Here is a 15,393-nt window from a genome sequence, read left to right as displayed (position 1 = left end):
AAATAAAAGCATTTAGATCTCAATTCAGAGGAGTTAGAAATATAGAATTCTTCCTTTTTAGACTAACTAATATTTATGCTTAATTTTTGCTTCCCCACAGGTTTTGGGATTGATCCAGTTTTTGATTCTTTATTCAGCAAACGAACCTACTTTAAAATCAAAAAAGCTATCCACCAGGGTGGAAAGCTTTTCATTGGTCTAACTACTAAACCCGCTACGAGTTACAAATTCGTAGCAAACAACACAACTAACGTTAAAAACCTTAAAGGGGCAAAAAAGCCTTTCTGTTACGAAAGGCTTTCCCCAATATTGCGGTCTGGACGGGACTCGAACCCGCGACCCCATGCGTGACAGGCATGTATTCTAACCAACTGAACTACCAAACCTCTGCGTTATTGCGGTGGCAAAGATACAATTGATTTCCGTTTACACAAGCGTTTTTTTAAAAAATATTTGATAAAATTTAGACAGACTACCCAAAGTTTTGTTTTTCAAGTAAGTATGTCGTTAAAATTTTTTCAAAATTTTCACCAACGCTTACTGGAATGTACTTTATTCGGTTCTGTGAGCAGGTTAACGCTAATTTTTTAAAGTAACTTTCAACCTGTTTTTCATATTCTTCTTTGACGGTATCGGCAAAAACAGCTACTTCTTCTCCTGTTTCTACATCAATAAACTTCCTGGGAGCATTATCAAAGTCAAAATTCAACTCTGTTTTGTTATCGACCACGTGAAATAAAACTACTTTATGCTTGTTGTGCTTTAAGTGCTGTAATGCATTAAACAAGGCTTCTTCTGATCCATCAGCACCAGACTGAAACATATCTGTAAACAAGATAATCATGGAACGTCGGTGAATTTTTTCAGCAATTTGATGCAAGAAGGTAACCGTATCAGTACTTTTTTTAGCAACTGGCTTTGTCAATAATCCTTCTAGCGTATTCAAAATCATTCTATGATGGCGATCACTACCTTTTTCAGGCGCATAGTACTCATAAGTATCTGAATACACACTTACTCCAATAGCATCCCGCTGTTTCTTCAACAAATTCATTAAAACTGCCGAGGCCAAAACTGAAAAACCAATTTTATTCTCAAAAAACTGCTGGTTCTCTTTCAATTTAGGATAATGCATCGATGACGAATTATCGATAATAATATGGCAGCGCAGGTTGGTTTCTTCCTCGAATCGTTTGGCGTACAAACGATCGGTCTTGGCATATAATTTCCAATCAATATGCTTGGTACTTTCGCCTACATTGTAGACTTTGTGCTCTGCAAACTCTGCAGAAAAGCCATGAAACGGACTTTTATGCATACCCGAAATAAAACCTTCTACGACCTGATTAGCCAGCAACTCTAGGTGCTGAAAACTGGAAATTTTCTCTATTTGCGATTCTATCTTCATATCTCAAATGTATTTAAAAAGAATGAAAAATTTAATACTTTAAGGATTGAAAGATTGAAATAATTAATGGAGAAGCTGAATTAAATTTAGCTAAAACAAAAAAGGCTTGACTTGCGCCAAACCTTTAATTAAATCTCAGTAGATTTTATATCAATCCTACTCTATTTTACAACAAAGCATCTAAACTATCAGCATACGTTTGCTTTGGAGCAACTCCTACTTGTTTTCCTACTACTTCACCATTATGAAAAACCAAAACTGTTGGAATATTTCTAACACCGTATTTAGCAGCAAATTCTTGGTTTGCGTCAACATCAACTTTTCCTATAACAACTTTTCCTTCGTACTCGTTGCTTAATTCATCAATGATTGGACCTACCATTCTACAAGGTCCGCACCATGCTGCCCAAAAATCAACCATCACCGGTTTATCTGATTTCAAAACTACTTCTTCAAAAGTAGCATCCGTTATTGCTAATGCCATAATATTTTATTTAGAGTTTATGGTTTGACTATTTTAATGTTTCAAACCCAACTACAAATTTAGAAATTAAAAACAAATCAAACACTATTCGTAAATTAGTTTTGACTATTAATCTATTATCAATTCCTATTTGCTTTATAAATTCATGCTTTTTCTGGAGCAATTTCCTGCTGTTCGCTATATCTTTTCCTTTTTAAAGAAAAAAGGAAAAGGATGCCGCTACCATCAGGGCTAAAAATCCGTATTCTCCAATCTTATTTTTTTTTAAAATAAAAAAGGGATGCTTTCAAAAACATCCCTTCACGTATAAAAAGCTATATTACAAGCTATATTTTAATCCAAGAGTCAAACCTAGACCACTAATACCAACATAAGAACTTATATCATCAGAAGCTTTCGTGCTATCAAAACCGGCCGAGTTAGTAGCTTTGTTATTTGAAGTACTATTAATTTGATCTACATAATTAACGTGGTTCACAGAATAAGATGCATCGGGACGAAACGATGTAGGCGTATTTAAATTATCTACTCCATTTTCTGTATAAACTTCTGTTTCTTTAGACTTTCCATGTACTGTGAAATTACGGTATTCTAATTCTCCATACACTGAAATATTTTTTCCTAGTTTATAAGAAGTACCTACAACTGCCATAAAACCTACAGTTGGGTTTGGCAATACTTTTTCTTTAGAATATGTATTTACATTTCCACTAGGAGTTGTATATGTTCTGTTTGTTTCAATGGTTAAATTTCCAGAAACCGGCACAATTACCCCTACTTTTGTATACGGTTCAAACCCTTTCGACTCCCCTAAAAACAGAACAATTGCTGGAGCCAAATCAAATGCGGTAATTGTTCCCTGTGCTTTCCCTGAAGCGAAAACAGGTCCAGGAGCCACTAACCTATTCACGGTTTCTACCATAGTTTTACTGTTGCTTTTATAATGATTAAATCCTATCTCAAAACCCAACCTTGAAGAAACACGGTAACCTCCTGTTACACCTACTCTAAATCCTTCACCAAAAGATCCGTGATTTGTTTCTCTTGAAAGTAAAGTTGTTCCGTTAGAACCATAAACATCCGTATTTGGCAACTGACCTGAAACCACTGGAAATTCTGTCGCCGCCATTTGCATAAAATACGATCCTCCTAATTTAAAATACCAACTTTCTTTTTTCTCTGTTTGTCCAATCATCGCGATTGAAAAAATCATAAATCCCACTACAAATAACATCTTTTTCATAACACCTTTTTTTAACATTTTTGCAAAAATAGGTCATTTAGACTAAAGATTATTCATTAAATCACTTTGAAAATATGTTAAAACTAATGATTATTTAATAATCAATAAGTTGCAAAATCCAAAAAGCTATATTTATTTAGAAGGAAAAAATATCGCTATGATTTACAATAGAAAAAAGAGACGAAAAAGAACTTATTTAATTCAATTTAAAATTTACTTGCATTTTTTCGAGTTCCATTAGTAATTCATTCGAAATTTTAATTTTTAATTTTCTACTCGGCATTGTTAGCTTTGTTATTACTTTTATTTCTTCAACCTCCTCTACTTTTGCTAATACTGTTGTCTCTAAAATCTCGTTACCTTCCATTTCAGTATCGTCATTTACTTCTACAAAGGCTTCTTCGTCATTATCTATATTTGTTGCTGCATTTTCAACAATCCGCTTGATTTTTTCTAATTCCATGATTTCAAACGAAACCGTATTATCGCCTTTATTGTCTTGAAAAAGATGACTCAATTTATGAATAAAATCCGCCTCTAAGTCGGCAATATTCAAAAGCACAACTAGTTTTCTAGCAAAAGTTTCTAGTACATCCTGTAATTGTTTGACCTCAACAAATTGTAACCTTGGCTCTCCTTTTTTACCTGTATCGCGATCTGTCCAACCTTCTTTTACCAACACTTTCATGTACGTAAAATTATTTTGAATAAAAAAATGACGAAACTTCAAATACTCTTCTCCAAAAATTCGAAACTCATAACTTTCATCGTACCCTTCGAGTGTAAACATGCCCCAGCCCTTGCCATTCTTAGCTATACGATGTTGCACATTATTGATAATTCCTCCAAAAGTCAAATTTTTACTCAAGTAAAGATCCATATTTCTCAACGCTTCTAACTTCGCGTTACAAAAATATTTCATCTCAAATTTATAATCGTCTAGCGGATGTCCCGAGATGTAAATCCCAACAACCTCTTTTTCTTTTGCTAATTTCTCCATCGTACTCCAATCCTCACATGGTGGCACAATAGGCTCGGCAATTTGTACGTCACTAGCATCTCCAAATAAACTTACTTGAGCAGAATTCTCATTTTCTTGAAATTTCACACCATACCGAATCGCTTTTTCGTAAAAGGTAATTCCATCACCATCATCATGAAAATATTGTGCCCGTGTCGTCCCCAAAAAAGAATCAAATCCTCCTGCCAAAGCCAGATTTTCAATCGCTTTTTTGTTGGCAGCACGCAAATCTATTCGCTTTGCCAAATCAAAAATCGATTTGTACTTTCCATCTTTTCTGTTTTCAACAATCGTTGCAACTGCCCCAGAACCCACTCCTTTTATAGCACCCATTCCAAAACGAACAGCGTAATTATCATTTACAGTGAATTTGTAAAACGATTCATTCACATCTGGCCCTAAAACTTGTAGCCCCATTCGCTTGCATTCTTCCATAAAAAAGGAAACCTGCTTGATATCACTCATATTATTCGAAAGTACCGCAGCCATATATTCAGCTGGATAATTCGCTTTTAAATAGGCTGTCTGGTAGGCAATCCAAGCATAGCACGTCGAGTGCGATTTATTAAACGCATATTCCGCAAAAGCTTCCCAGTCTTTCCAAATTTTTTCAAGTTTATCTTCGGCATGTCCTTTGGCGGCAGCCTGACTAATAAATTTAGGTTTCATTTTATCTAAAACGTCCTTTTGCTTTTTCCCCATCGCTTTACGCAAAACGTCGGCATCACCCTTAGAGAAATCGGCTAATTTTTGGGACAAAAGCATTACTTGCTCCTGATAAACCGTTATCCCGTAGGTATCTTTTAGTAATTCTTCGCAGGCATCAAGGTCATAAATAATCTCTTCTTCACCGTTTTTTCGCTTGACGAAACTCGGAATATAAGCAATAGGTCCCGGACGATACAAGGCATTCATGGCAATCAAATCGGGAAAAACCGTTGGTTTCAATTCCTTCATATACTTTTGCATTCCTGGACTTTCATACTGAAAAATCCCTACCGTTTCTCCTCGTTGAAAAAGCTCATACGTCTTAACATCATCAATTGGAAATGCATCTGGATCGAGATCAATTCCCGTTCTGTATTTTACCAGTTTGACTGTGTCTTTTATCAGCGTCAGGGTTTTTAAACCCAAGAAGTCCATCTTCAATAAACCAGCACTTTCCACGACGGAATTGTCAAATTGCGTTACATACAAATCTGAATCTTTGGCTGTAGCCACAGGAACAAAATTTGTTATATCACTTGGTGTAATGATAACTCCACAGGCGTGAATACCAGTGTTTCTTAGGTTTCCTTCTAAAACTTTAGCTTGCTGAATGGTTTCTCCACCTAAATCATCTTCATTAGCAAGACCTATTAATTCTTTTATTTTATCGTATTCCTCGGGCCGAACCGCTTTTTTAATGATGTCTTCTTTTTCATTTAAAAAACGAGCTAAATTCCACTTAGAAGGCATCATGCCCGGAATTAACTTGGCAATTTTATCGGCTTCAAACAACGGTAAATCCAGCACACGAGCCGTATCACGAATTGCCGATTTGGTGGCCATTTTACCATAGGTGATAATTTGTGCCACTTGTTTCGACCCATATTTTCGGATCACATAATCCATCACACTGCTTCGGCCTTCATCATCAAAATCGATATCAATATCGGGTAATGACACACGATCGGGATTCAGGAAACGCTCAAAAAGCAGGTTGTACATCAGCGGATCGATATTCGTAATTTTCAAACAATACGCCACCACCGATCCAGCCGCAGAACCACGACCTGGACCTACCGAAACGCCCATACTTCTGGCTTCGGCAATTAAATCCTGTACAATCAAGAAATATCCAGGATAACCAGAATTAGAAATGGTCAATAATTCAAAATCCAATCGTTCCTGAATTTCTTCAGTAATTACTGGATAACGCTTTTTAGCACCCTCAAAAGTAAGATGCCTTAAATACGCATTTTCACCTCGTACTCCGCCATCAGCTGCGTCTTCAGGATTATTAAATTCAACCGGGATTTCAAATTTTGGAAGTAACACTTCTCGAGCCAAATCGAAAATTTCAATCTTATCCACAATCTCCGAAATATTCGAAATCGCCTCAGGCAAATTGGCAAAAAGCTGTTTCATTTCGTCTCCCGACTTGAAATAGTATTCCTGATTGGGCAATCCGTAACGATATCCTCGGCCACGACCAATTGGTGTAGTTTGCTTTTCGCCATCACGCACACAAAGCAAAATATCGTGAGCATTCGAATTTTCTTTGTCTATATAAAAGGTATTGTTTGTCGCAATAATTTTGACATCATGTTTCCTTGCCAATGAAATTAAAGAGGCATTCACCCTATTTTCATCTTCTTGATTGTGACGCATGACCTCAATGTAGAAATCTTCTTTGAACTCGTTTTTCCACCAGATCAATGCTTCTTCTGCTTGGTTTTCACCTATGTTTAAAATCTTATTTGGGATTTCACCATACAAGTTTCCAGACAAAACAATAATATCTTCTTTAAATTCCTGAATTACTTTTCGATCAATTCTAGGTACATAATAAAATCCTTCCGTATACGCAATCGAAGACATTTTAGCCAAATTATGATAGCCTTTTTTGGTCTTCGCCAAAAGTACTATTTGGTATCCGTTGTCCTTGACCGATTTGTTTTTATGGTCTTCACACACAAAAAATTCGCAACCCACAATTGGTTTCATCGGAACTTCGGTAGGTTCCTCACCATTTTCAACAGCCGCTTTATTTTTGGCTTCAGCCGCCTTATTATGGTATAAAATATCGCGGACAAAATGAAAAGCACCCATTAAATTGGCATGATCCGTCATGGCAACCGCAGGCATTTTTTGCTGTGCTGCCGCTTTTACCAATGCCGCAATACTAATGGTAGACTGCAATACCGAAAACTGCGTGTGATTGTGTAAATGCACGAAAGGCGTATCAATAAGCCCCTTTTTATTCTCAGAAAGTTCTGCTCTAGAAACAGCTGGCGCTTGTTTTTCTCCAAACTGTTGACGAATTTTATCTGAAGCTTCCTTAAGATTGATATGTTTTAATCCAATGAGTTTAATCTCACTTGGGTTCTTATTTTGAAAATCTTTAAAATAACTAGCTGGAACATCGAGTTCTTCCTTGGTAAAAATTTCGCGACGTATTAACTCCAAGAAACAACGCGTAGTTGCCTCGACATCGGCAGTCGCATTGTGCGCTTCACCGAAAGGTTTATTGAAAAGATACGAGTGCAGTTCCGTTAACGTAGGAAGTTTAAATTTACCACCACGGCCCCCTGGCAATTTCAATAAGGAAGCGGTAACTTCAGTACACGTATCCAGAATAGGCATCGAACTCATTTGGCTTTCTACTCCCATTCTATAAAACTCACAACCCATAATATTGATATCAAAACCTAAATTCTGACCTACAATAAATTTAGCTTTGCCTAAGGCAATATTAAATTTCTCCAAAACTTCCGCCAACGAAACACCATCGGCTTCAGCCAATTCTGTAGAAATACCGTGAATGCGTTCCGCATCATACGGAATATTAAAACCTTCGGGCTTCACCAAATAATCTTGATGCTCGATGACTTTTCCCATATCGTCGTGCAACTGCCATGCGATTTGTATACATCGTGGCCAGTTATCTGTGTCAGAAATGGGAGCGCCCCAACGCTTTGGTAATCCTGTGGTTTCGGTATCGAATATTAAGTACATATCTGGATTTGAAGTGTTTGAGATTTTAAAAAATCGCAAAAAATGAATTTCAAATTTAGTTTTTTTTGAGTATAACTGAACCTAAGTTATCAACAAAAAACAAATTTATTTTACAAAAATATTCTCCTACTAAAACTACAATCACTTTTAACAAATCATCTCAATCGTACTTTGTTATAAAGATAAGATGGCCACATATTAATTTTTGGATGTCGTAGTATTTCATCGAAAAAAAAACTGAAATACAATTAAAAAAAAGTTGACTAATTACTTAAGTCAAGTTTAAAAACAGCTCAAACAAAAGTCAAAAAATGAATTTAAAATTAAAAAAAATCACTTTTAATCCCATTTAATTAAACATTCACAATCATAACGGCTTTTAAGACCTGAATACTAACTATTTCTTAATTATCAAAAAATAAAAAAACTGTCGATACATTTTATAAAAATAAAAAACGCAGTACTAAAAAAGAAGTCTAAAAGACAAAATTTAACTAATAAATATCCGGATGAGATTTTGGGCATCGTAAAAAATGAAATACTCAAAAATGTAGATTTCATACTTTTTTTAGATTTGCATTATTAGTTATAATCACAGTCAGTTTGACTAAGAAATATTAAAAACAGTACAAATGAGTTCTACATTATTTGATAAAGTATGGGATGCACACGTGGTGCGTAAAATTGAAGATGGACCTGATGTGTTTTTTATTGACCGCCATTTCATTCATGAAGTGACTAGCCCAGTGGCTTTTTTAGGTTTAAAAGAAAGAGGAATTTCAGTTTTATATCCGGAGCGCACTTTTGCCACTGCGGATCACAACACACCCACAATAAATCAACATTTACCGGTTCAAGATGCTTTATCAGCGAATCAATTAAAAGCACTTGAAGATAATGCTGCTGAATATGGTATCTCACACTGGGGTTTAGGACATGCACAAAATGGAATTGTACACGTGGTAGGACCTGAAAACGGAATCACCTTGCCAGGAGCTACCATCGTTTGTGGCGATTCGCATACCTCAACTCACGGTGCTTTTGGTGCTATTGCCTTTGGCATCGGGACTTCTGAAGTCGAAATGGTTTTAGCAACCCAATGCATCATGCAATCCAAACCAAAAAAAATGCGCATTAACGTAAATGGTAAATTGAGCAAAGGTGTTGGCCCTAAAGATGTGGCCCTTAATATAATCTCTCAATTAACAACTTCAGGCGGTACCGGTTATTTTGTCGAATATGCAGGAGATGTTTTCGAAGACATGTCTATGGAAGGTCGCATGACGGTTTGCAACTTGAGTATCGAAATGGGGGCTCGTGGTGGTATGATTGCTCCAGACCAAAAAACTTTTGATTTCCTAGAAGGACGTTTGTATGCGCCGAAAGGTGAAGCGTGGACCAAAGCAGTTGCATATTGGAAAACATTAAAAACCGATATGGACGCTGTTTTTGATTCTGAAGTAACTATAAATGCTGCAGATATTGAACCTATGATTACGTACGGAACAAATCCCGGAATGGGAATTGGTATTTCTGCAACTATTCCGATTGCCAGTCAAATACAAGGTGGAGCCGAAACATATAAAAAATCTTTAGCGTACATGGGTTTTGAAGAAAACGATGTGATGATTGGCAAACCTATCGATTTTGTATTCTTAGGAAGTTGTACCAATGGTAGAATTGAAGATTTTAGAGCTTTTACAGAAATTGTAAAGGGAAGACAAAAAGCAGATAATGTAACCGCTTGGCTGGTACCTGGATCTCATGTTGTGGAAGCACAAATTAAAGAAGAAGGATTATTAGACATCCTAACCAAATCTGGATTTGTATTGCGCCAACCCGGGTGTTCCGCTTGTTTAGCTATGAATGACGATAAAGTTCCTGCAGGAAAATATGCAGTAAGTACTTCCAACCGAAATTTTGAAGGACGTCAAGGTCCCGGTTCCAGAACCTTACTTGCTAGTCCAATTATGGTAGCAGCGGCAGCGGTCACAGGAGTTTTAACAGATCCAAGAGAGTTGTTCTAATTGAATGTCAATTTCAATGGCAATAACAATATCAAACGAGAATTAAAAATAAAAAGGTTTTAGTTTTTTAAAAGTCAATTTTTCAAAAGGAAAGTCTGAAATCTAAAATAATCAATCACAATGGCATACGATAAATTTAATATTCTTACGAGTAGTGCAGTACCACTACCAATAGAAAATGTGGATACCGATCAAATTATCCCAGCACGTTTCTTGAAAGCTACCAAACGGGAAGCTTTTGGCGACAACCTTTTTAGAGACTGGCGATACAATTCAGATGATACGCCAAAAGCAGATTTTGTCTTGAATGACACCACTTACTCTGGTAAGATTCTAGTGGGTGGAAAAAACTTTGGCTCTGGTTCCTCGCGTGAGCACGCAGCTTGGGCAGTTTATGATTACGGTTTTCGTGCCGTAATTTCTAGCTTTTTTGCAGATATTTTTAAAGGGAACTGTTTAAATATTGGCATTTTACCGGTGCAAGTAAGCCCTGAATTTGCTGAAACTATTTTCAAAGCTATCGAAGCGGATCCTAAAACAGAATTGGAGATTAATTTACCTGAACAAACGATTACTTTACTAGCAACTGGCGCTAAAGAGTCTTTTGATATTAATGGTTACAAAAAAAATAACATGTTGAATGGTTTTGATGATATTGACTATTTGCAAAATATAAAAAAGGAAATTGTTGCATTTGCCAATGCCTTTCCTTACTAAAAACATACAAGTATAATTTATCAATATTACGCTTGATACTGTTGTCAAGCTAGATTGCTGCTTTTAAATTTTTAGAAAATAAAAAAGCAAAGCTTCTAATTATGAGAATCACACCCGCTTTTAGCAGTACATATATAATGGAAAAAAGAAAAATTGAAATAATGGACACCACACTTCGCGATGGAGAACAAACATCAGGAGTGTCATTTTCTGCTGCAGAAAAATTAACCATTGCGCAATTATTACTGGAAGAATTACAAGTTGATAGAATCGAAATTGCCTCAGCGCGTGTGAGTGAAGGTGAATTTCAAGGTGTAAAAGGGATAATGACTTGGGCTAAAGAAAAAGGATACGCCCACCAAATCGAAGTATTGACTTTTGTTGATAATGGACTTTCTATCGAATGGATGAAAAATACGGGCGCAATTGTTCAAAATTTATTAACCAAAGGATCTTTGAATCATTTAACTCATCAGTTAAAAAAAACACCCGACCAGCATTTTATTGAAATAGCACATACTATTGCTTTGGCGACAGCAAACAATATAGAGACAAATGTTTATTTAGAAGATTGGAGTAACGGAATGCGCAATTCCCCTGAATATGTGTTTGAATATTTAGACTTTTTAACCAAACAACCTGTCAAAAGAATCTTACTACCAGATACTTTGGGCGTTTTAATTCCGTCAGAAACTTTTGAATTTATTTCGAAAATCATAACTCGATATCCAAACTCACATTTTGATTTTCATGCACACAACGACTACGATCTAAGTATTGCTAATGTTATGGAAGCAGTAAAAGCAGGGATTCATGGGCTCCACGTGACCGTAAACGGAATGGGAGAGCGAGCAGGAAACGCACCTCTAGAAAGTACAGTTGCTGTAATAAATGATTTTTTACCACATGTAGCAATTAACGTTAAAGAATCTTCCTTGTATTCTGTAAGTAAGTTAGTCGAGACGTTTACGGGTTACCGAATTCCAGCAAACAAGCCAATTGTAGGTGACAATGTATTTACGCAAACAGCTGGAATTCATGCCGATGGAGATAATAAAAATAATTTGTATTTTAATGATTTGCTGCCGGAACGTTTTGGCAGAAGGCGAAAATATGCATTGGGAAAAACATCAGGTAAAGCCAATATTGAAAAAAATTTACAAGAACTAGGCTTGCAACTTAATCCCGAAGATCTTAAACTTGTCACACAACGAATTATTGAATTAGGTGATAAAAAAGAGACGGTTACTAAGGAAGATTTACCCTATATCATTTCAGATGTTTTAGACAGCCAGTCGTACCAAGAAAGAATCGTAGTAGAATCGTATATCTTATCGCATGCCAAAGGATTGCGCCCATCAACTACTTTGTCTTTAAAAATTGATGGAGAAATCATTGAAGAACACGCGCAAGGTGACGGACAATTTGATGCATTTATGAATGCTTTGGCAAAAATATATAAGAGTAAAAATTTAGAACTACCAAGACTGATTGATTATGCTGTCCGGATTCCGCCAGGAAGTAGTTCTGATGCCTTATGTGAAACCATCATAACTTGGACCAACGGAGGAAAAGAGTTTAAAACGCGAGGTTTAGATTCTGACCAAACAGTAGCCGCAATAATTGCAACACAAAAAATGTTGAATGTAATCCCCTCCAATCCCGAATCTTCAGAACTCACCGAAAGGGAGGGAGCCAAGCCGAAATTGGAGCTTGAAAATTTGAAATAAAATTAAAGAAATACAACACAAACGACAAACCCAATCCTTCAACACCCAGTCTCCGCCTACTTCGCAGGGGGTTGGAGCGAGGAAAACACAATTAATATGAAATTAAAAATAGCACTTTTAGCCGGAGACGGAATAGGACCCGAAGTAATCAATGAAGCCGTGAAAGTTTCTGACGCCATTGCTAAAAAATTCAACCATGAAATCACTTGGACACCTGCACTTACTGGGGCTTGCGCCATAGATGCCGTAGGCGTTCCTTATCCTGATGAAACCCACGAAATCTGCTTAGCTGCAGATGCTGTTTTGTTTGGCGCTGTGGGACATCCCAAATACGATAATGACCCAACTGCTCCAGTACGGCCTGAACAAGGTTTGTTATTGATGCGTAAAAAGTTGGGGTTGTTTGCTAATGTACGTCCCACTTTTACATTCCCGTCTTTAATTGACCATTCTCCTTTAAAAAGAGAACGTATCGAAGGAACGGATTTAGTTTTTTTACGGGAACTGACAGGCGGAATATACTTTGGAGAAAAAGGAAGAAAAGACAATGGCGAAACAGCTTTTGATACCTGTACTTACTCCAGATCTGAAGTTAAACGTTTAGCTAAAAAAGGTTTCGAGCTAGCAATGACTCGTACTAAAAAACTATGCTGTGTTGATAAAGCAAACGTTCTAGAAACCTCGCGCCTGTGGCGAGAAACAGTACAAGCAATGGAAAAAGAGTATCCAGAAGTTACAGTAAGTTATGAATTTGTTGATGCCGTTGCAATGCGATTAGTGCAATGGCCCAATTCTTATGATGTTTTAATAACGGAGAATTTATTTGGCGATATTTTAACCGATGAAGCTTCGGTTATTTCCGGTTCCATGGGATTAATGCCTTCCGCATCTGTTGGAGAACATACTTCATTGTACGAACCTATCCACGGTTCGTATCCACAAGCTACTGGTTTAAATATTGCAAATCCATTAGCGACAGTATTATCCGCAGCGATGATGTTTGAAGATGCTTTTGGTTTACAAGACGAAGCAAAGGCCATTCGATCAGTAGTTAACAAATCCTTAGAACAGGGAATTGTGACTGAAGATTTAGTGGTAAAGGGAGGTAAAGCGTATAAAACGAGTGAAGTTGGCGACTGGTTGGTGGCTAATTTATAAAACAAATTGTTTTTTTCGTAGAGACGCACTGCAGAGCGTCACAACAATATCCAAATAAAAAAGGTGTCAATTTTCATTGACACCTTTTTTTATAGCTAGAAAAAAATATTAATATCCTCCTCTGTTTCCACCACCACGGTTATCTCCACCACGGCTGTTTCCACCACCATAACCACCGCGTGATTCTCCACCACGACTGTTATTGTTAAAACTTCTTCTTTCACCTTCTGGTTTAGGCTCAGATTTGTTTACTACTATCGCACGACCTTGAACAGTAGCTCCGTTCAATTCGTCAATTGCTTTTTGAGCTTCGTCATCGTTTGGCATCTCAACAAAACCAAAACCTTTACTTCTTCCTGTAAATTTATCTGAGATAATTTTAACTGAATCTACTGCTCCGTAAGCCTCGAAAGACTCTCTTAAATCTGCTTCCTCAATACTGAATGGAAGGCTTCCAACAAAAATATTCATATGTACTTATTTAAATAATACAACAAATGTAATGCTATTTTTCTCTAATCCACTATATATTAGCTAATTTATGTTTTATTTCACTTTTAAAAAAATAAGAGTTGTAATAGTGAAACTATATAACGATTAGTATCTATAAGATAACAGTAAAAAAATTAGGGAACCAAAGGTTTTTGCACTGGAATTTTATAAAAAACACCTTGCTGAAAATTGACAGTTGCATTCGCTTGAGAACTTCTATTGGTGTTTTCAGCACTAAACTTAAAAGTCCCAGTAATAGTCTTATTGATAGCGTCGTATTCTGTGATTATAATTTGGCCTTGACCAACACCAAAACCTGTTGTATATGTTACTATTCCAGTAGCCGGACCAGTAACGGTACAAATTGCTTTACTTGCCTCACTTGTTCCAAGAAAATAAGTTTGAGGCTCAGCAGCAGCAGTTTTCAAAGAAATCGTTTCGTTTACAATAAGGGATTCTATTAATAAGGATCCATCTGAAGCAATAGTAGCTTTTGATCGCACACCTCTCCAAAACACATTGTCTTTTAAACCCTGAAAAGAAGGATTGTTGAAACGAACGTCGTCCTCACAGGAAAGCAAACCAAAAAAAACAAGGGTTATCAAAAAATATTTTTTCATAATAAATCACTTTTGTGAGGAACAAAAATAGGACATTAGACCTAAAATAAAAGACAATTGCTACAAAAAACAAAACTATCGCTTTGGTTAATACCCTAAACTTCATTAAAATAGTACAGCAGTTAGCATTTATCGATAAAAAATGTATCTTTGCACCCTTAATTAATCGAGGTCGAGTACCTCAAAATTTAATCACAAGATTATGTCAGTAAAAATTAGATTACAAAGACACGGTAAAAAACAAAAACCTTTTTACTGGGTTGTAGCAGCAGATGCTCGCTCAAAAAGAGATGGTAAATACTTAGAAAAAATCGGTACTTACAATCCAAACACAAACCCAGCAACTATCGAGTTAAACCTTGAAAGTGCAGTAAAATGGCTGCACAATGGTGCACAACCAACTGATACTGCTAAAGCTATTCTTTCTTACAAAGGAGCTTTATTGAAACACCACCTTGATGGAGGTATTCGTAAAGGTGCTTTGACACAAGAACAAGCGGATGCAAAATTAGCTGCTTGGTTAGAAGCTAAAGCTGGAAAAGTTGATGCTAAGAAAGAAGGTTTGACTAAAGCACAAGTTGCTGAAAAAGCTAAAGCTTTCAAAGCAGAGCAAGAAGTTAATGCTAAACGTTTAGCTGCTGCCGCACAAGCTGAGGCTGATGCTATCGCTGCTGCAACTCCTGCTGTTGAAGAGGAAGTTGCTGAAGTTGAAGCTGAAGAAGCTCCTGCTGCAGAAGAAAATAACGAAACAACTGAAGCATAATTTAGAAGGC

General features: G+C 36.5%; 11 protein-coding genes and 1 tRNA gene. 5 read left to right on the top strand and 7 right to left on the bottom strand.

Annotated features, from left to right (window positions below; all coding sequences use genetic code 11):
* Positions 1-312: 312 nt before the first annotated feature.
* The 5 genes from ACNQGO_RS10315 to dnaE form a co-directional block, all read right to left on the bottom strand.
* Positions 313-386 (bottom strand) — tRNA-Asp (locus tag ACNQGO_RS10315).
* 86 nt (positions 387-472) lie between these two features.
* Positions 473-1,408, bottom strand: a complete 936-nt coding sequence (locus ACNQGO_RS10310) for a DUF58 domain-containing protein (protein WP_417985202.1) — start codon at positions 1,406-1,408, stop codon at positions 473-475.
* A gap of 166 nt (positions 1,409-1,574) precedes the next feature.
* On the bottom strand, positions 1,575-1,892 hold the full coding sequence (gene trxA, locus ACNQGO_RS10305) for a thioredoxin (protein ID WP_066083169.1): 318 nt from the start codon (positions 1,890-1,892) through the stop codon (positions 1,575-1,577).
* A 319-nt stretch (positions 1,893-2,211) separates the two neighbouring features.
* Entirely contained in the window at positions 2,212-3,135 is a 924-nt protein-coding gene (locus ACNQGO_RS10300) for an outer membrane beta-barrel protein (protein WP_417985201.1), read from the bottom strand.
* A 196-nt stretch (positions 3,136-3,331) separates the two neighbouring features.
* Positions 3,332-7,876, bottom strand: a complete 4,545-nt coding sequence (gene dnaE / locus ACNQGO_RS10295) for a DNA polymerase III subunit alpha (RefSeq protein ID WP_417985200.1) — start codon at positions 7,874-7,876, stop codon at positions 3,332-3,334.
* 632 nt (positions 7,877-8,508) lie between these two features.
* Between dnaE and leuC the strand changes: the two genes are divergently transcribed.
* The 4 genes from leuC to leuB all read left to right on the top strand — a co-directional run bounded on the left by leuC (position 8,509) and on the right by leuB (position 13,508).
* Positions 8,509-9,903, top strand: a complete 1,395-nt coding sequence (leuC, locus tag ACNQGO_RS10290) for a 3-isopropylmalate dehydratase large subunit (RefSeq protein WP_417985199.1) — start codon at positions 8,509-8,511, stop codon at positions 9,901-9,903.
* Positions 9,904-10,023: 120 nt separating this feature from the next.
* Positions 10,024-10,620: a 3-isopropylmalate dehydratase small subunit gene (gene leuD / locus ACNQGO_RS10285; RefSeq protein WP_417985198.1), complete on the top strand. Its 597-nt coding sequence runs from the start codon at positions 10,024-10,026 to the stop codon at positions 10,618-10,620.
* Positions 10,621-10,757: 137 nt separating this feature from the next.
* A complete protein-coding gene (locus ACNQGO_RS10280) occupies positions 10,758-12,350 on the top strand; it encodes an alpha-isopropylmalate synthase regulatory domain-containing protein (RefSeq protein WP_417985197.1) in 1,593 nt (530 codons plus the stop codon).
* Between the two features lie 96 nt (positions 12,351-12,446).
* Complete coding sequence (gene leuB / locus ACNQGO_RS10275; RefSeq protein ID WP_417948040.1) at positions 12,447-13,508, top strand: 3-isopropylmalate dehydrogenase; 1,062 nt, start codon at positions 12,447-12,449, stop codon at positions 13,506-13,508.
* Positions 13,509-13,616: 108 nt separating this feature from the next.
* Here leuB and ACNQGO_RS10270 read toward each other — a convergent pair whose 3' ends face one another.
* Entirely contained in the window at positions 13,617-13,979 is a 363-nt protein-coding gene (locus ACNQGO_RS10270; protein ID WP_417985196.1) for an RNA recognition motif domain-containing protein, read from the bottom strand.
* Between the two features lie 155 nt (positions 13,980-14,134).
* A complete protein-coding gene (locus tag ACNQGO_RS10265) occupies positions 14,135-14,620 on the bottom strand; it encodes a DUF6252 domain-containing protein (RefSeq protein WP_417946479.1) in 486 nt (161 codons plus the stop codon).
* Between the two features lie 202 nt (positions 14,621-14,822).
* Here ACNQGO_RS10265 and ACNQGO_RS10260 point away from each other — a divergent pair, with 202 nt between their 5' ends.
* Complete coding sequence (locus tag ACNQGO_RS10260; RefSeq protein ID WP_417946481.1) at positions 14,823-15,383, top strand: 30S ribosomal protein S16; 561 nt, start codon at positions 14,823-14,825, stop codon at positions 15,381-15,383.
* Positions 15,384-15,393 lie beyond the last annotated feature (10 nt).

It is taken from the genome of Flavobacterium frigidum (genome assembly GCF_048286735.1).
In the GTDB taxonomy this organism is placed as follows: domain Bacteria; phylum Bacteroidota; class Bacteroidia; order Flavobacteriales; family Flavobacteriaceae; genus Flavobacterium.
This window is presented reverse-complemented; position numbering and strand designations above follow the sequence as displayed.